This window comes from Acinetobacter sp. (genome assembly GCF_045628685.1).
Lineage (GTDB): Bacteria > Pseudomonadota > Gammaproteobacteria > Pseudomonadales > Moraxellaceae > Acinetobacter.
On record NZ_JAZQPV010000058.1, the window covers coordinates 1 to 17,721 of the forward strand.

The 17,721-nt window shown below is 41.0% G+C and carries 15 protein-coding genes; 10 read left to right on the top strand and 5 right to left on the bottom strand.

Translation table 11 applies throughout. The features are described from left to right. Positions 1-398 precede the first annotated feature (398 nt). Positions 399-1,205: an inner membrane protein YpjD gene (locus ACKI4H_RS08435; RefSeq protein WP_407305065.1), complete on the bottom strand. Its 807-nt coding sequence runs from the start codon at positions 1,203-1,205 to the stop codon at positions 399-401. A gap of 138 nt (positions 1,206-1,343) precedes the next feature. Between ACKI4H_RS08435 and ffh the strand changes: the two genes are divergently transcribed. From ffh to ACKI4H_RS08450, 3 genes are all read left to right on the top strand, one after another. Further along, a complete protein-coding gene (ffh, locus tag ACKI4H_RS08440) occupies positions 1,344-2,750 on the top strand; it encodes a signal recognition particle protein (protein WP_407305067.1) in 1,407 nt (468 codons plus the stop codon). 187 nt (positions 2,751-2,937) lie between these two features. Then, the gene (locus tag ACKI4H_RS08445; protein ID WP_407305068.1) at positions 2,938-3,513 is read left to right on the top strand and encodes an RBBP9/YdeN family alpha/beta hydrolase; all 576 of its coding nucleotides are present in this window, start codon (positions 2,938-2,940) and stop codon (positions 3,511-3,513) included. 130 nt (positions 3,514-3,643) lie between these two features. Further along, positions 3,644-4,231: an RBBP9/YdeN family alpha/beta hydrolase gene (locus tag ACKI4H_RS08450; RefSeq protein WP_407305069.1), complete on the top strand. Its 588-nt coding sequence runs from the start codon at positions 3,644-3,646 to the stop codon at positions 4,229-4,231. Here ACKI4H_RS08450 and ACKI4H_RS08455 read toward each other — a convergent pair. Together ACKI4H_RS08455 and ACKI4H_RS08460 are read right to left on the bottom strand one after the other, a co-directional pair. After that, on the bottom strand, positions 4,210-4,947 hold the full coding sequence (locus ACKI4H_RS08455; RefSeq protein ID WP_407305070.1) for a type III pantothenate kinase: 738 nt from the start codon (positions 4,945-4,947) through the stop codon (positions 4,210-4,212). The genes ACKI4H_RS08450 and ACKI4H_RS08455 overlap by 22 nt on opposite strands. Before the next feature lie 9 nt (positions 4,948-4,956). Beyond that, positions 4,957-5,715: a biotin--[acetyl-CoA-carboxylase] ligase gene (locus ACKI4H_RS08460; RefSeq protein ID WP_407305071.1), complete on the bottom strand. Its 759-nt coding sequence runs from the start codon at positions 5,713-5,715 to the stop codon at positions 4,957-4,959. 30 nt (positions 5,716-5,745) lie between these two features. Between ACKI4H_RS08460 and ACKI4H_RS08465 the strand changes: the two genes are divergently transcribed. From ACKI4H_RS08465 to ligA, 5 genes are all read left to right on the top strand, one after another. After that, the gene (locus ACKI4H_RS08465) at positions 5,746-6,555 is read left to right on the top strand and encodes a sulfite exporter TauE/SafE family protein (protein ID WP_407305073.1); all 810 of its coding nucleotides are present in this window, start codon (positions 5,746-5,748) and stop codon (positions 6,553-6,555) included. Between the two features lie 201 nt (positions 6,556-6,756). Further along, positions 6,757-7,452, top strand: a complete 696-nt coding sequence (locus ACKI4H_RS08470; protein ID WP_407305074.1) for a GntR family transcriptional regulator — start codon at positions 6,757-6,759, stop codon at positions 7,450-7,452. Positions 7,453-7,462: 10 nt separating this feature from the next. Continuing rightward, positions 7,463-10,915 carry a chromosome segregation protein SMC gene (gene smc, locus ACKI4H_RS08475; protein ID WP_407305123.1) on the top strand — a complete coding sequence of 1,151 codons (3,453 nt, stop codon included), beginning with the start codon at positions 7,463-7,465 and terminating at the stop codon, positions 10,913-10,915. A gap of 1 nt (position 10,916) precedes the next feature. Beyond that, on the top strand, positions 10,917-11,849 hold the full coding sequence (locus ACKI4H_RS08480; RefSeq protein ID WP_407305075.1) for a cell division protein ZipA C-terminal FtsZ-binding domain-containing protein: 933 nt from the start codon (positions 10,917-10,919) through the stop codon (positions 11,847-11,849). A 90-nt stretch (positions 11,850-11,939) separates the two neighbouring features. Continuing rightward, a complete protein-coding gene (gene ligA / locus ACKI4H_RS08485; protein WP_407305077.1) occupies positions 11,940-13,979 on the top strand; it encodes an NAD-dependent DNA ligase LigA in 2,040 nt (679 codons plus the stop codon). Between the two features lie 73 nt (positions 13,980-14,052). On the opposite strand, the gene ACKI4H_RS08490 is transcribed toward ligA, so the two are convergent. Next, a complete protein-coding gene (locus ACKI4H_RS08490; protein ID WP_407305079.1) occupies positions 14,053-15,120 on the bottom strand; it encodes an SDR family oxidoreductase in 1,068 nt (355 codons plus the stop codon). Positions 15,121-15,594: 474 nt separating this feature from the next. Between ACKI4H_RS08490 and bfr the strand changes: the two genes are divergently transcribed. Next, positions 15,595-16,059 (top strand): bacterioferritin, encoded by a 465-nt coding sequence (bfr, locus tag ACKI4H_RS08495; RefSeq protein ID WP_407305080.1) that lies wholly within the window; start codon positions 15,595-15,597, stop codon positions 16,057-16,059. 125 nt (positions 16,060-16,184) lie between these two features. Here bfr and ACKI4H_RS08500 read toward each other — a convergent pair whose 3' ends face one another. After that, positions 16,185-16,715, bottom strand: coding sequence for a peroxiredoxin (locus ACKI4H_RS08500; RefSeq protein ID WP_407305125.1), 531 nt, complete (start codon positions 16,713-16,715; stop codon positions 16,185-16,187). Positions 16,716-16,908: 193 nt separating this feature from the next. Between ACKI4H_RS08500 and ACKI4H_RS08505 the strand changes: the two genes are divergently transcribed. Next, on the top strand, positions 16,909-17,637 hold the full coding sequence (locus ACKI4H_RS08505; RefSeq protein ID WP_407305082.1) for a hydrolase: 729 nt from the start codon (positions 16,909-16,911) through the stop codon (positions 17,635-17,637). Positions 17,638-17,721 lie beyond the last annotated feature (84 nt).

A 17,721-nucleotide genomic window follows, 5' to 3' on the forward strand; every position in this document is an offset into this window, starting at 1 on the left:
AGAAAGAAATCATCAATTATGCAGAATAATTCAGTACTATTGAACATCAGGACTAGAGCTTTAAGTTTGGTGTGGTAACTCAACTGATGGCTCTAGTCCTCTTATTTTTCAAGTCAATTTCTTATCCGCGATTCAGGTTAAGTAAGAAATAATAAAACTAATCAGCTTATTATTTTATAATTTTTTTTATCTCATAAATTAAAGTCCACTTCGTACAGATTATAGAAAACTCTTTTTTATTGTTATATCGTTTTTATAACTATTATTTTCTCCAGCCCTGTTAAAAGCTTAATTTAGTCAAATTAAGCTTTTTATTACTTTATTTGGTTTTATGTCGAATATTTAATTCATTATTTTATATTCTTATTAGGAAAACCAAATTAAAAGGGACAATGGATTTATTTCCCCAAAATCATTTCCAGTACAAACTTGGAACCAATAAAACCAATCGCCAGTAGCATAAAACCAATCAGGGTAAAACGAATGGCTTTCTGGCCACGCCATCCAAATTTGTAATGACCAATTAAAAGTGAACCATAGACAAACCAGGAAATTATACTAAAGGCAGTTTTATGGGCTAAGTGCTGGGCAAAGAAATCTTCAATGGTGAAAAAACCAAAACATAAGGCTACAGTCAGTAACATAAAACCAGTAATAATTAAATCAAACAGCAAAGATTCCATAGCTTGGAATGAAGGCAGTAAATTGACCCAGATCCTTTTTTGCTTGTTTTTTAATTCACGATTTTGGAACCAAAGAATCACTGCTTGTATGGTGGCCATCAGTAGAACTGCGTAGGCGGATAAAGACAAAATAATATGAATGTCCAAGCCTAAAGAATGTGGATCAATCACCTGATTCTGTTTACTGAGGGTAAAACCTAAAATTAAACCGGTCGCTGCGACAGGAATACCCAATAAGTTGAGTGCTAAAATAGGGCGGTAAGTACTAAAGATTAAACTCAGCAATAACATCAGACCCGATGTAAATGACAGCAACAGAAATACGTCATAATTTACACCTAAGAGTGTCACCATATCGCTATATAAAACACCTGCATGGAGTAATAAGCCTAAACCGAGTACAAGCCCTATAAACCAATGGTTCGGATCACGCTTTGACATTAAGTGAATAAACAAATACCAGAAAGATGTGGTATAAGCGATTAATGCTAAGATCGTGTAGACCAAGGGGAGACTGATCATGTCAAACCTTTTTCAGGATGTTGAATATTCATTTATATAAATTCTACGTGAACTACAGTATCCTATAGCATCTTATGCATAAATTTTCTATTTTAAGAAAGATTTTTTTGCAACTGGCAATTTTAAGCGGATTTTGCAATGTTTGATACCTTAACAGAACGACTCACGCAGAGTTTAAGAAATGTTACTGGCTCAGGGCAGCTAACCGAAGACAATATTAAAGATACGTTACGTGAAGTACGTATGGCACTTCTTGAAGCCGATGTTGCGTTACCTGTAACTCGTGAATTCATCGCGAAAGTTAAGGAAGAAGCATTGGGTCAGGAAGTGATGACTCAGTTATCGCCAGGCCAGGCATTCGTAAAAATCGTCCATGACGAACTGACAAAAATGATGGGTGAGGCCAATGAAAGCCTCGACCTAGCTGCCAAACCACCTGTGGTTATACTGCTTGCAGGTTTGCAAGGTGCAGGTAAAACTACCACTGCTGCAAAACTTGCACGTTTCCTACAAGAACGCCAAAAGAAAAAAGTAGCCATGGTTTCTGCCGACGTTTACCGTCCAGCGGCAATCAAACAGCTACAAACTGTTGCAGGCGAAGTGGGCGCAATTTTCTTTGAATCTAGCGCTGACGAAAAACCAATTACCATTGCCAAGCGTGCCATTGGACAAGCAAAAATTCAGTTTGCTGATGTGCTGATTGTCGATACAGCAGGTCGTTTGCATGTCGATGACGACATGATGGACGAAATTAAAGAGCTTCACGCAGCAATTAACCCAACTGAAACCTTGTTCGTAGTCGATGCTATGACTGGTCAGGATGCGGCAAATACTGCAAAAGCCTTTAATGATGCTTTACCTTTAACCGGTGTAATCCTGACCAAAACGGATGGTGATGCACGCGGTGGTGCAGCACTTTCTGTTCGTGCCATTACCGGCAAGCCAATCAAATTCCTGGGTATGGGTGAAAAACTCGATGCCCTGGAGCCATTCCATCCTGAGCGTATTGCACAGCGTATTCTGGGTATGGGTGACGTGCTTTCTTTGGTCGAAGAAGTTGAACGCAAGATCGACAAAGAAAAAGCCGAAAAAATGGCGAAAAAATTGCAGAAAGGCGGTAGTTTCAACTTTGAAGACATGCTGATGCAGTTTGAACAAATGAACAAAATGGGCGGTATGATGGGCTTCTTGGACAAGTTGCCTGGTATGAGCAATTCAGGTATTCAGGATGCGATTGCGCAAGCGAACCCTGAAAAGCAAGTGAAAAAAATGGAAGCGATTATCCAGTCGATGACCATTAAAGAACGCCGCAATCCCGAACTGATGAACCCAAGCCGTAAAAAACGTATTGCAGCAGGTTGTGGTATGGAAGTGGTTGAAGTCAATAAACTGATTAAACAACATGCGCAAATGGCAAAAATGATGAAAAAATTTGCCAATCCATCAGGGATGGCAAAAATGATGAAATCATTGAGCGGTATGCAAAATAAATTCGGCGGTGGTGGCGGTATGGGTCCCTTGTTCGGTGGAAACGACAAGAAGTAAAATTATACTTCTCATCGTAAAAAAGGCGCTTGATGCGCCTTTTTTGTTTTTGAAATTTAAAAATAACTTTTTGAAGTTATAGGGTAAATAAAATTAAAATATGGAAGACAAAAAAGTTATACCTATGCTTATGAAATAAGATAAATTGGAAACCATAATAAAATTGTCAATAACAAGAAGAAAAGATATGTCAGTATTACAAAAACAAAAGAAAGTTTATATCGTGCATGGGGATCAGGAATCACCGAATGATCATTGGTTTCCATGGCTTGGTCAACAGGTTCAACATTCAGGCCATTTTGCAAAACGTCTGATATTGCCCGATCCAAACGCGCCTAATTTTCAGATCTGGCAACAAGCGTTACAGACACAAATACCGAAATTAGATACTGAAAGCATTATTGTTGCGCATAGTTTAGGCTGTCTTGCGAGCTTGCATTTTTTAACTCAGACGCTCAACCAGACCGAAATTAAAGGGCTGATTTTGGTGGCTGGTTTTAAAGATAAATTAACCGCCTTACCTGAATTGGATGGCTTTATTCGGCAGGCAAAATTAGACATGACCATTTTGCAAAAACAGATTACGACACGGTTTTTATTGTTTTCCTGCAATGATCCTTATGTTTCCCCGCCTAAATCAGTCTTGCTCGGGCACTTTATTAATGCCCAGATGCAAGAGGTGAATCATGGGGGGCATTTTATGCGTAGTGACGGTTTTGATGAGTTTAAACAGGTTTGGGATGTACTGAAACCTTTGCTTTAAATAAAAAATGGATTGAATTGTTGGGAGATATTTTCTGCAATGGCATTTTTATAAAAAGAGCAACAATTGGATTATTCAATTCAGAATAAGCTTGTTGCACACTAGAACAGCTTAAGAAAAGGGAAGAATAATGGCTCAAGTGAACGTGATACATGGCTATACCGCCAGTCCTGAAGAAAACTGGTACCCCTGGATTCAGCAGATAGCAGATCAGCAGCATTATAGTTTAAAAGTACTACGTTTGGATCCTTCACCGCATCCGGAGCTGTCGGTATGGGAATCACAAATGGAGGAACAGATAGAAGAACTTGATGAAAATAGTATTCTGGTTGCCCATAGTCTGGGAACTGTCGCGGCATTAGATTATTTATCCAAGCATTTAGACCATCAGCGTATTAAACAGCTGGTTTTGATTGCAGGTTTTAATGGACGTTTGGGGCGATTGGCAGAAGTTTATCCGTTCATTGATGCAGCCCAGATTGATTTTGAATTGCTGAAACGTCAGGTTGAACAGCGTGTGGTGATCTATTCAGAAGGTGATGATCATGTTCCGCCAAAATTCAGTATTGAACAGGCGCAAAGTTTGGATGCTGAGCTCATTTCCGCACAATGGCAGGGACACTTTATCGATTCTGAAGGGTGTACGGAACTGCCTGAAGTTTGGCAAGCCATACAACCCTATTTAATCCACCAAGATCAGACTTCAGCCAGCGAATAAATATAATTCTGCAGACCTTTAAGTAGTAGATCTGGCTCGATTCGAGGCTGGTATTGGCTAAGATATTTAGCAAATAATGAGGCATCTCCGCCAGTCAGAATCAGTTGGCTTGGGTATTTATCCAGTACTTTTTCAATGGTACTCACCAAGCTGAGCAGAATACCGTGATGTACAGCATCCATGGTATTGCAGCCAGGCGTAAGCTCATCGAAGGTGGCATCGGGAATCTTAATACCTTTTGTATTCTGAATCAGAGAATCCCGCTGTAAATACAGGTTTGGCAGGATGTAACCGCCTAAATGTTGCATGCCATCCGTCAGATCAATGGTCAAGGCAGTTCCACAACTCACCACACAGTATTTTTGCTTCGGATCATGGACCACGGCCAGCATTTGTAACCAGCGGTCTATGCCAAACTTGCTGGTATCTTTATACGCACAGCGTAAACCTGCATATTCAGCATGGACTTTGGCAAAGGTCACCGGCACATCTAAAAAATTTAGAATCATCTGGATGCGTTCATTGTTCTTTTTGTCCTGAACAGAAGACACGCCAACCTGATGCAGACTTAAACTTTTAAAATGCTGAATTAAACCCAACAGCATTTCTGCAGGAGACTGTAAATGCAATTCTGCAGCCTGTTCGATAATCTGGTCATTTTCCGTAATCCAGTATTTGAGTCGGGTATTACCGATATCTAGCCATAAATTCTTCATTGCATTTCTCTAAAGAGAGGTTTCTAAGCGACGTAAACGCCCTTGATAAAACTGTTTTAAGCCTTCGCTGGTTTCAATGTTGACCGCACCATCATCCTGAATCCCTAAGAAGATCCCTGAACATAACCCTGAATGATGCTCAAATTCAACAGCCTGATTTTTAAAGGCAGCATGGTGATTAAAACGTGCAGCCAGATTACAACACTGATGATCAAACCATTCACTGGCCTGTTGAATCGCCATATATAACTCTGCAACAAGCTGAATACGTGAAATATTGGCCAAGCCCAACTCATTGAGTGAAGTTGCCTGTTGGTCAATATTTTCTTTGGCTACGGCTTCAAGATTAATCCCTATACCGACAATCACCTGATGCGAGGACAACGGTTCTACCAGGATTCCGCCCCATTTTCCTTCGGTACTATAAAGATCATTCGGCCATTTCACTTGCAAATCCAGAGTTTTAAGACTTGGCATTTGCAAAATATTTAATGCAATTTCAAGGGCAAGCCGACCATCAATGGGTGTTCGTGTATTCAGCAATGTGCTTAAATAGATATTTCCCTCAGGTGAAACCCATTGTCGTTGACGTTGTCCACGACCTTGAGTTTGTCTCAAACTACAGACTAAAACGCTCTGAACACCTTTGAGTGCAATTTCACGCACATCATCATTGGTTGAAGTCGTGACGGGTTTCAGTATTAAAACTTCAGGGAGCTGATGAGCTTCGTCGAGGGTTTTTTGCAGTTGTCGAGTCTCGAAATCCATTTAAATTTAAGCAACAGTGGAATGTGAATAATGGAGTTAATCATATATTTATTGATTGGTGCAATGGCTGGTTTTGCTGCGGGACTTTTTGGTGTCGGTGGTGGCCTGATTATAGTGCCAATTTTATATATTGTGTTCAAACAGCTGCATTATGATCCTTCAGTGAGTATGCATTTGGCTGTGGGTACTTCATTGGCGACGATTATTGTAACTTCAATCAGCTCTGTCTCAGCACATCATAAACGTGGTGCAGTAATGTGGGAGGTATTCCGTAATTTTGCACCCGGTCTAGCTTTCGGTTCGTTTTTAGGTGCCGGCATTGCTGACTATATGTCGGGTCAGGGCTTGCAGTTGCTGATCGGGTTCTTTGCAGTTTGGGTTGCATATGGCATGTTTAACGGTGCAAGTCAGCCCGTTGATCCTTCGCATCATTTACCGTCTAAAGCAATGCAACTGCTTGCGGGTGGTGGCATCGGGATCGCATCGGCTATTTTTGGTATCGGGGGCGGCAGTCTCACGGTACCGTATTTAATCCGTCATGGTGTAGTCATTCAAAAAGCGGTAGCAACATCCGCTGCAGGTGGCTTGCCCATTGCAATTGCTGGAGCATTGGGTTTTATGTGGTTTGGCTCGAATACTCCAGTTAAAATACCGCATAGTGTTGGTTATGTGCATATTTACGCTTTTATTGGTATTAGTGTGATGAGCTTTATTACTGCAAAATTTGGGGCAAAAGTGGCCCATAAGCTGTCACCCGCCATGTTAAAAAGATGTTTTGCCTGCCTTTTAAGTGTTGTGGGTTTATATTTTATTTATCAAGGTCTTTTGACTTATTTTTGATTTCAAATAAGAGATAAAAATAGAATGAAAAGGTGTGTTACAGTTTAAATGTTCACACCTTTTTTATATTGGCTTTAAAGACTCAAAAATTGTCTGACAATGTCATGTTTTTTGCCAATAAAACCAAGTAAAAATAACAGGGTCAATCCAAACGTGTGAAATTTTTTCGATTGCATCTTATAAAAACAAGATAGGACGAGTATGCAAGAACAGGAAAAGAACAGCTTATCCGAACAAATTGCCAAACATATTAGTGAGCAGATTATTCGTGGCGAATTGGTGGAAGGTGAACGCATTCAAGAGTTGCGAATATCGTCTGAACTTGATGTCAGTCGTGGTTCCGTGCGTGAAGCATTATTACTCTTGGAACGCACGCAACTGATCGAAATTTACCCACGCCGTGGTGCAGTTGTTTCAGAAATGTCTGCGCAACAAGTTCGTGCTTTATTTGATATGAGCGCATTGCTATTGGGACAAATTGTTCATCGTGTGGCAGAAACCTGGCGCACCTATGAAGCCGAAAGAATTCAGGCATTATTGGACCAATTGCATGAAGAAACGCGTCAGGGACATACTGAAAAATTCTACGATTTAATCTTTCAAAGTATGGCACGCCAGCACGAAATGGTGGGTAATCCTTATCTGATGAAGTTCTATCAAGAGTTGTTACCCTCAATGCGTCGTAGCTATTTTTTAACCTTAAATATCTCTCGTCGTGAGCTAGAGGAATCATTTGAACTGTTTAAGTTGGTGACTGATGCAGTTTTGATCCGAAAATCACAACAAGCTACTTTATTTATGGATGATTTTTGTCGACACTTGCGCAACCTTGTGTTGGAATCTCTGACACGGATGAAACAAATTGAACTTGCATGGGCAAGACGTTCACGACGTTGATCAGGACATTATGCGTTTAAGCAGCTTAAAACTTTCCGGCTTTAAATCTTTTGCCGATAGTACGACTTTACATTTCAAGGCGAATCGTACCGCTGTCGTTGGGCCAAATGGTTGTGGTAAATCTAATGTGATTGATGCCATTCGTTGGGTGATGGGGGAGTCCAGTGCGCGCCAACTCCGTGGTGGCAGCATGCAGGATGTTATTTTTACTGGTACCGCCAAACGTAAACCTGTCGGTGTAGCTAGTGTTGAACTGCGTTTTGATAATACCTATGGCAAGCTCGGTGGTGCATACAATGCCTATAATGAATTGGCAGTACGTCGTCAGGTCAACCGTGATGGTAAATCTGAGTACTTTCTAAATGGCACCAAGTGCCGTCGTCGTGATATCACTGATATTTTTTTGGGCACCGGGCTAGGTCCACGTTCATACGCGATTATTGAACAGGGCATGATTAACCGTCTGGTAGATGCCAAACCTGAAGAAATGAGGGTGTTTATTGAAGAAGCTGCAGGTGTTTCGCGTTATCAGGCACGTCGTCGTGAAACCTTATTGCATCTCGATCACACCACGCAAAATTTATCGCGTCTTGAAGATATTGCCTCTGAACTCAAGTCACAGCTGAAAACCCTGAAACGTCAGTCTGAAACTGCTGTGCAATATAAAGAACTCGAAACTCAGATTCGTACCATCAAAGTTGAAGTATTGTCTTTTCAATGCGAGCAAAGCAGCCGCTTGCAGCAAGAATATACTCTGCAGATGAATGAGCTCGGGGATACCTTTAAGCTGGTTCGTTCCGAATTAACTACCTTGGAACATGATTTAACATCGACCAGTGAACTGTTCCAGCGTCTGATTCAGCAGTCCACGCCACTGCGGAATGAATGGCAACAGGCCGAGAAAAAACTCTCTGAATTGAAAATGACCCTGGAACAAAAACAGTCCTTGTTCCAGCAAAATACATCAACTTTAACTCAGCTCGAACAACAAAAACTACAGACCAAAGAACGATTACAACTGATTGAATTGCAAATTGAAACTTTACAATCTCAATATGAACAGCAGACTGAACAATTACAACAGCAAGAAAGTCAGGGACAAGATCAGAGCCAAAGTTTTGCTCATTTAAAAAAACAGCAGCAGCAAGTACAGCAACAGTTTGAACTGGTTAAAGCACAGGTAGAAAAACAGCAACAGCAAAAAATGCAGATGCTGGTGCAAAGTGAGCAGTTGGCGAAAAATATTGTTCGGATCGAACAGCAAAAACAGATCCTGCAACAGCAGTCAGCACAGATCCAAAATCAGGATCAGCAAGATGATATTGAACAGCTGGAAGCTGAAAAAGTTCAGCTTGGCCAGCAGATTGAACAGTTAGAACACAACATTCAAACCCAGAAACTGACATTAGAGTCGCTGCAAGCACAATACGCACAGCAAAAAAACGATGTTTCGAGCTTGAAGTCTGGGATTCAGGTGTTGCAATCGGAACAGAATAATCTCAATCAGTTGATGATGAAGAATACTCCCAACGTTCAGAACGATGCCATGCAGTTGATGCAGGTACTCAAGCTGAAAGATCAAGCCAAAGCGTATGCCAACTTAATTGAAAAGTTTTTGGCAAAATGGCTTTCTGCACAAGTATTAGATGCGAATGCTGATTTCACTGAAAGTATTGCCCGTCAGCTGAAAACTCAGGTTTCACAAGATCAAATTCAGCTCGCAGGTTTGCCTTGTTTGGCGGATTGGATTGAGTCACCACAACATTCAATCTGGCAGCAAGTTGCGGTTGCGGACAATCTCAACCAGGCATTGACTTTACAATCAGAATTAAGCTTAGGGAAATCTATCTTAAGTTTGGACGGCTATCATGTCGGTGTGGATTGGGTGATTGGCCTGTTTTATGACGAAGCGAGTCAAGCAGGACAAGGGCGCTTAAGTCATCGTATACGTCTAGATGAAATTGAAACTGCCTTGACACAGCAGTTACCACAGCTTGAAGCCGCGGAACAACAATTGCCGGAAGTCATACAACAGATTCAAACCCTGCAAAACAATATGAAAGAACAGCAAGACCAGTTGAAGCAGCAGCAAAAGGCGTTGCAGCAGGTCGATATCAATATTGCTAAAGTACAAAGTACGGTTCAGGCATTTTCGGTACAAAAGCAGCAATTGCAAAATCAGTTACAGCAACTGGATGAGCAGCTTGAAGAAGATGCGATGCAAAAAGATGATCTGGAAATTGATTTACATGCCTTGAATCTGAAACTTGAGCAGGCTTTACCGAATTATAAAACCCTGCAATTTCAGGTTGAAGAACTGACCGAACAGCTTGAAAATACTCAGCACACCTGGCAGCAAGCTCAACAAGAGTTAGAATTGCTACGGCGTCAAAGCACGCAAACCCAGCAGCAGGTAGAATTGCTGGAAAAAGATGCTTCATTCTCAAAAGTACAATATCAGCAGATTATTGCGCAAATGGAACAGGCAAAAAAAATTGTCGATCCGGTGCAGCTGGAACTGCCAGCACTTGAATCACAATTTAATCAACAATCTCAAGTCACAGAGAAGTTGCAAAAGACCTGGAATGAGTGGCAAGTTGAACTGAATAACATTCAGGAAAAACAGCAATATTTGACTGAGCAGCGTCATCAGCAACAACAGCAGGATGAGAAATTACGTGGTCAACTGGAAGAAAAACGCCTGGCTTGGCAAGTGGCCAAATCAGACTTTCAGCATTATTCAGAACAGCTTAATGCTTTGAATAGTGAAGTTATTAGCGGTTTAAATATAGACCTGGTTTCACATCAGCAACAGCTGGAAAAAGCCCAACAGCGCTTTGAAAAATTAGGCGCAGTCAATTTGGCTGCTTCTGAAGAATATGAAGAAGTGTCCAAGCGTTTTGAGGAACTGAGTCATCAAATTAAAGACCTGCAAAATACGGTTGATCAATTACAAGGGGCCATGAAAAGTATTGATCAAGAAACCCGCAAACTGTTTATGACCACCTTCGATCAGGTCAATCTTGAGCTACAGGATTTGTTTCCTAAGGTATTTAATGGCGGGGAAGCAAGTTTAAGTCTTGAAGATGACTGGCAATCGGGTGTAAAACTAATGGCTCGACCGCCAGGTAAGCGCAATAGCTCTTTGGCTTTATTGTCTGGTGGTGAAAAAGCATTAACAGCATTGGCATTGGTGTTTGCAATCTTCCGTTTAAATCCGGCACCGTTCTGTGTTCTGGATGAGGTCGATGCCCCTTTGGATGATGCAAACGTGGGTCGGTTTTGTAATTTGGTCAAAGAACTGTCTGAACAAGTTCAATTCATTTACATTACCCACAATAAAGTTGCAATGACGATGGCAACCGATTTGTTAGGTGTTACCATGCCAGAACCTGGTACATCAAAATTAGTCACTGTCGATTTGGAACAGGCAAAAGAATACGGTTTAGTCGCGGAGTCATAATATGGAAATCACCACCGTCGTTGGTATTGTTATCGCCGTTATCATTATGTTATTCGGCTTAAGAATACTGTTCAAAAAACCTGCTGATGCAGCACCTTCATTGGATTCAGAACTTCATATAGACACAGATAGCCAGCAACCCGTGATTCCTCGCCATGTCCGTGATCAATTACAAAGCGCCAATGAGCCATCAAGCATAGAACGTGTTGAACCTAAGCTGACAGAGGCAGCTGTTGAGCTGGCTCAAGATAAAAAAGTAGTAGTGAAAACTGAACCTGCTGAAGCGAAATCGCCAGTTGCAACAGAAACAACGCAAGTTGAATCAAAAACAGAAGCTGTAAAAGAACAAACGGTTCAAGTTGATCAAACCGAAGCACAAAATTCGGCACAACAGAGCGTAAATGCCAATATCGAAAAAGCTGAAATTTCAGAATTTGAAGATGAAAGCAGTATTTTGGATGAACATTTACATGAACAGCAACGCGTTGATGAGGAAAGTGCCTTATCTACTGCGGTTGAGTTTATTTCATTAAATGTTTACCCGGAACGTCGTGTTCTTTCAGGTGAAAAAACTTTAAAAGTATTGCTTAAATATGGTCTACGTTTTGGTGAAATGGCGTGTTTCCATCGCTACAGCCAAGACGACAGCAAACTGCTGTTTTCTGTCTTGCAAATTACCGATGAAGGCGCAGCTGGTTTTGACCTTGAAACCTTGTCCACTGAACAAGTCAAAGGTTTGGCATTCTTCCTGGCCTTGCCGCATAGTGATGTACAAAATGCCTTTGATACCATGGATAGTCTTTCACGCCTGATTGCGCGTGAAATTGATGGTACCGTTTATGATCAGAACAACCAAGAGTTCACACCTCAGTTACGTGAACAATGGCGTCATCAGGCAATCGATTATCGTTCAGGACAAACTGCAGAAGTTTAGTTTGAAACGGATGGACTCGATTTCTATAATAGCGAGTAGATAAAATATTGTTTAAGGGCGGAAATCACCGCCCTTTTTTATGGTGAGTGTATGACCCAAGATTCAACTATCAAAGCGCAAATGCGTCAATTGATTCAAATTTTAGCCAAGCATAACCATGCCTATTATGTGATGGATCAGCCAAGCATTGAAGATAGTGAATATGATCAACTCTTTCATCAGCTCAAGGCTTTAGAAGAGCAGTATCCAGAATATGTACAGGCTGATACCCCCACCAAGAAGGTGGGAGGCAAAGCACTCTCTAAATTTGCAAGCGTAACCCATGCGGTGCCAATGCTATCCTTGGGAAATGTGTTTAATCAAGAAGATCTGTTTGCTTTTGCGCGCCGTGTAGAAGAGCGTTTGCCGAATCAAAAAATCCAATACGATGTTGAATTGAAGTTCGATGGTCTGGCCATTTCTTTATGGTATGAAAATGGGGTGCTGGTTCGTGGGGTGACACGAGGGGATGGCGAAACGGGCGAAGATATTACCCATAATGTTAAAACCATTCGTAACTTGCCCAAAGTGCTTTCATCTGCTCAGGGTCCAGTTCCAACGCTATTGGAAGTGCGGGGTGAAGTTTTAATGCCGAAAGCAGGCTTTGAAAAACTCAATGCTGAAAATGAAGCCAAAGGTGAAAAAACCTTTGCCAATCCGCGTAATGCAGCTGCAGGCAGTTTACGTCAGCTTGATCCAGCGATTGCAGGATCCCGTCCACTGGCATTTTATGCTTATGGCATTGCGCAGTGCGAACCACATCATGGTCAAACCACCATGTCGGGCAGTCTGGAATGGCTTACTCAATTTGGCTTTGCGGTGGGTGAATGTCATTTTGTGTGTGACAGCATTCAGGAAGTGCAGCAGCGCTATGAAGAGATCAATGCGAAACGCGCGAATTTGAGTGTTGAAATTGATGGTATGGTCATTAAAGTCGACAGCTTAAAACAGCAAAAACAATTGGGTTTCCTGAGCCGTGAACCGCGTTGGGCAACCGCCTATAAATTCCCCGCAGTTGCAGCTTTAACCACGGTTGAAAATATTGACTGGCAAGTGGGCCGGACTGGTACTTTAACACCGGTTGCGCGTTTAAATCCTGTTGCGGTGGGCGGGGTAACGGTATCCAATGTCACGCTACATAATATTGGAGAAATTCATCGTCTAGATGTACGTATTGGCGATACTGTAAGCGTATATCGTAGTGGTGACGTAATTCCAAAAGTGGAAAAAGTCTGGCCTGAATTCCGTCCGGATGATGCAGTAGAAATTCATCTCCCTGAAAAATGTCCAGTTTGTGATTCGCCTGTGGTGATGCCAGAAGGTGAAGCCTTGGCGCGCTGTTCAGGTGAACTGTATTGTGCTGCACAGCGAATCGAGACCATCCGTCACTTTGTTTCGCGTAAGGCCATGGATATTGAAGGTCTGGGTGAGCGTTGGGTGGAATCTTTATTACACCTCGACTTGCTTAAAAATGTCGCCGATATTTATTGCTTGCATGAACATCGTGAACAGTTGCTGACAATTGAAAAAATGGGGGAGAAGTCGGTACAGAACCTGCTTGAAGCCATTGAAAATAGCAAGAAAACTACACTAGCTTCCTTTATTTATGCGCTTGGTATCCGTGGCGTGGGAGAAACCACCGCACGTATGCTGGCCAATACGTTTCAGACTTTTGAAGCATTACAACATGCAGATATTGAAGCGCTGAAGAAAACGCCGGATGTTGGTGATATTACCGCTGAATGGATTATCGATTTCTTTCAGGCGCCGCATAATCTGGAAGTACTCAATCGTTTGCTTGAAGCTGGAATTCACTGGGATGCACCGATTGCACCTACACGTCAGCCTCTTAATGGTGAGAGCTGGGTGGTCACTGGGACGCTCAGCAGTATGGGGCGTGATGAAGCGACACATTTACTGCAAGCTTTAGGCGCACGCGTCAGCGGTAGCGTATCGAGTAAAACCAAATGTGTGGTTGCTGGGGAAAAAGCCGGTTCTAAACTTGAAAAAGCTGAAAAGCTGGGCGTAAAAGTCATGAATGAAAAAGACTTTTTAAGCTTCATGGCTGAATACGGACAAGTACAAGCTTAATACGTGCCTAAAGTTTCAATCAGTGCAGTTAAAAAACCACATGTCAAATACATGTGGTTTTTTAGACCTTACATTAAGGAATGTATTTTTTCACCACACCATCATCCAGTAACTGCTGGAAATGCTCAATCAAACTGGTTTTAATGTCGCGGTACTGTATGCCGAGTTTTTGCTGGCTTTTATGGGCATTAAAATAGATTGGATAGCCCATATTCAGTTCTACAAATGATTTGGAAAAACCGACCAAAGGGCCAAACAGTTTGAAAGCCGCTTTCGGGAGTTTATTACGTGGGAATGGGAACTTAGGCCCAAAGTTCTGACGTAAAATTTCCCCCATTTCCAGTAAGCTTAAAGTGCCGCCACTAATAATATAGCGCCCTTCGGCATCATGATTAAATGCAGCTTGAACGTGTGCTTCGGCTACATCACGGACATCGACAATCCCATTCCACATCGGCGGTACCCCAAGCAAGGTCATGCCGTTAGCAAATTGTTGTAGAACCTCTACGCTGCCTGACTGGGTATTTGCCGTTAATGATGGACCGAGAACCAGCGCCGGGTTAATGCACACCAGATCCCAACGGTGCTGTGTTTTTTGCATCTCCCATGCTTTACGTTCTGCCATGACTTTGGAGTAAGAATATGGCTGATGTGTTTCTGAGCTGGTGGTATTCCAGTGCGACTCATCAAACTCATTCTTTGCAGTGTGTTGAATATCAATGGCATCCCCATAAGTTGCGGCAATACTTGAGGTTACGATCACACGTTTCACTGACTCGGTTTTATTGACACTGTTCAGCACATTTTCAGTGCCTAAAATAGCAGGTTCAATAATGTCTTTTAGCGCATCTTTAAAGTTATTCACCACAAAAGGAGAGGCCATATGCAACACGATTTCACAGCCTTGCATGGCTTCATCAAATGAATGAGGTTCAAGTAGATTGGCTTTAAAAAGTTTAAGTGTGCCTATGGTTCCTGCTGCAATTTTATCTAAATGTGCAAAGCTTGGCTTTTTGTTGAGGTCACGAACAGTGGCATGTACGGTATGACCTTGCTCCAGTAAATTTTTAATCACCCAACTGGCAATGTAGCCTGTCGCACCTGTCACAAGAACGGGTGCGGTATGTTGTGGATTTGTCATAGCTAAACCATTGTTGTTTTTAAATTTGTGTCTATCTTAGATTGAAATAGCAGGGTTGTCTTTGACCGATTGATGCTTACTTCAGCTAAAATTTGTATGTAGCAGCACTTTATTTGTTATTAGTCGCAGCGGAACTTGTATTTTTAATTTGTTTAAATGAGATTCAATTGCTACCGAATGATGAGCTAAGCCATGTAGCACTAGGTTAAAGTCATTTAGTCGTTAATGGAATAAGAACTATTTGTAATCGTTACAAATCTTAAAAATATACTTTTACAGTTTAAATAATCCTCGCGGAAATTGCTTCAATTACGCAAAGGCTTATTTTTTATATGGAAAGTTTTGCTAAATACACTGCAAATGCGTATGTTTCTCATTTTAATTTTATAAAAATCATAAACTTACATAATTTTTCTTTTGCATTGCTAGTAGCTTTTGTCCATAATATTAGAAAAAGGGTATGGAGTAATTGAAATGCGTGGCAATCCAGAAGTCGTAGACTATCTAAATATGTTGATCGGTGGCGAACTGGCAGCTCGTGATCAATATTTGATTCATTCTCGTATGTATGAAGATTGGGGTTTAACCAAGATTTTCGAACGGATCGACCATGAAATGCAAGAAGAAGCAGCGCATGCCGATTCGATTATTCGCCGTGTACTATTCCTGGAAGGTACACCGAATATGAACCGTGATGACATTGAAACAGGTGAAGATGTTGTAACGTGTTTAAAAGCAGATTTAAAACTCGAATATCATGTACGTGAAAAATTGGCGCAAGGTGTAAAACTTTGCGAAGAAAAAGGCGATTACGTAACCCGCGAGATGCTTCGTCAGCAAATGTCTGATACTGAAGAAGATCATACCTATTGGCTGGAAAAACAAATTCGTTTAATCGAGTTGATTGGTTTGCAAAACTATATTCAATCACAAATGTAAGCTTAACTTCAAAAATAAAGAAGCCTGACAATAGTCGGGTTTTTTTGTATCTTCATTTTTATGATTTGAACTTTGTTTATTATTTGAACCCATCCATATAGTCTAGATTTTGAGTATTTGAATATTTATTTAGAAAACTTTTGAATATCTGCCAAGACCTGAGCGGCATGCGATTGCGTATTTACACTGTTGTAGTGATAAACAATGGTTCCTTTGGGATCAATCAAAAAGCTTTCCCGCTTGGCAATTTTGGTAATGCCTAGATTACGGACAATCCCGAATTGATGTGCCAGTTGATGACTATTGTCTGCCAGGATTGGAAAAGGTAAACCCAACTTTTCTGAAAATTTTTGATGAGATTTGACATCATCCAGACTCACCCCCAGAACCACAGCATTACTTTTTAAAAATTGTGGATACAGTGCCTTGAATTGATTGGCTTCTTGAGTGCAACCTAGTGAATTGTCTTTGGGATAAAAATATAGAACGATCCATTTACCTTTGTATTGGTTCAATGAATGCCATTTGCTGTTTTGATCCTGTAATTTAAACGCAGGTGCAGATTTTCCGACCCATTGTTTTTGAGATGTTTCAGACTTTGAAAAAATGGAGCTTTCAGCAGATGCGAGCTGAGAAAAACTCAAGCTTACACTCATACAGAGCAAAGTGATTTTGCATATTTTAGAAGCGTTCATAATATTCTGCATATTCTTTTTGTTAGGGTCTCTCCAAATACTAACAAAATAATATTCATCAAACGTATATTATTTTTGATGGATTTTGTGCAGTTTAAAAGCAATAAAATTTTATATACTGCAGTCAGGCAGAGCATAGATTTAAGGATTAACCTTGCATCAACGTATTTTACTCATCACTGGCTGGGGCGGTGGCACCAGACTACTTAATCCTTTAAAACAGGCCTTGCAACAACAAGGTCATCAAGTTGAATTGATCAATATCTTTAATGCCTTTGATGAGCAGATATTGCAACAACAGGTTGAACTGGCTAAACAGTTTGATGTCATTCTGGGCTGGTCTCTAGGTGGGCAACTGGCCGCTTTGCTGGTGGACCAAATTGAACAGCAATATGCACAAAGAAAAGTGCTGATCACGCTCGCTTCGAATCCCTGCTTTGTTGCCAATGAGGCATGGCAAACTGCAATGGCTCAAGCAACTTTTCAGCAGTTTAAACAGTCCTTTGAACAGGATGCAATTGCGACATTAAAGAAATTTGGCTATATGGTGTGTCAGGGTGTGAAAACTACTAAGGCCGATTTCATCACTTTGCAAAGTTTAATTCAGCCACAGCAAATTCAGCTATTAAAGCAAGGTTTAAATTTACTGGAGCAATTAAATGTTGCAGATATATTAAAAAACTATCAGGGGAAGCAATATCATTTGTTTGCACAGCAGGATGCTTTAGTTAGTTGCAAACTTATAGATAATCTTAAAAATTTAAATGCAAAGTTTTTAGACGTTGAACTAGTTTCTGGCTCGCATGGTTTCCCTGTCTTCCATGCAGCAGAAACAAGTGACAAAATCTTCCAGTATTTAAAGAAAATAAAACAAACATCTTGAGAAATGGCTTATATCGCAATTCCTTTTTATTCGGTGTCAGTTTAAGATCTAAAAATTAGGATTTTTATGTACTGTTAGAGGTAA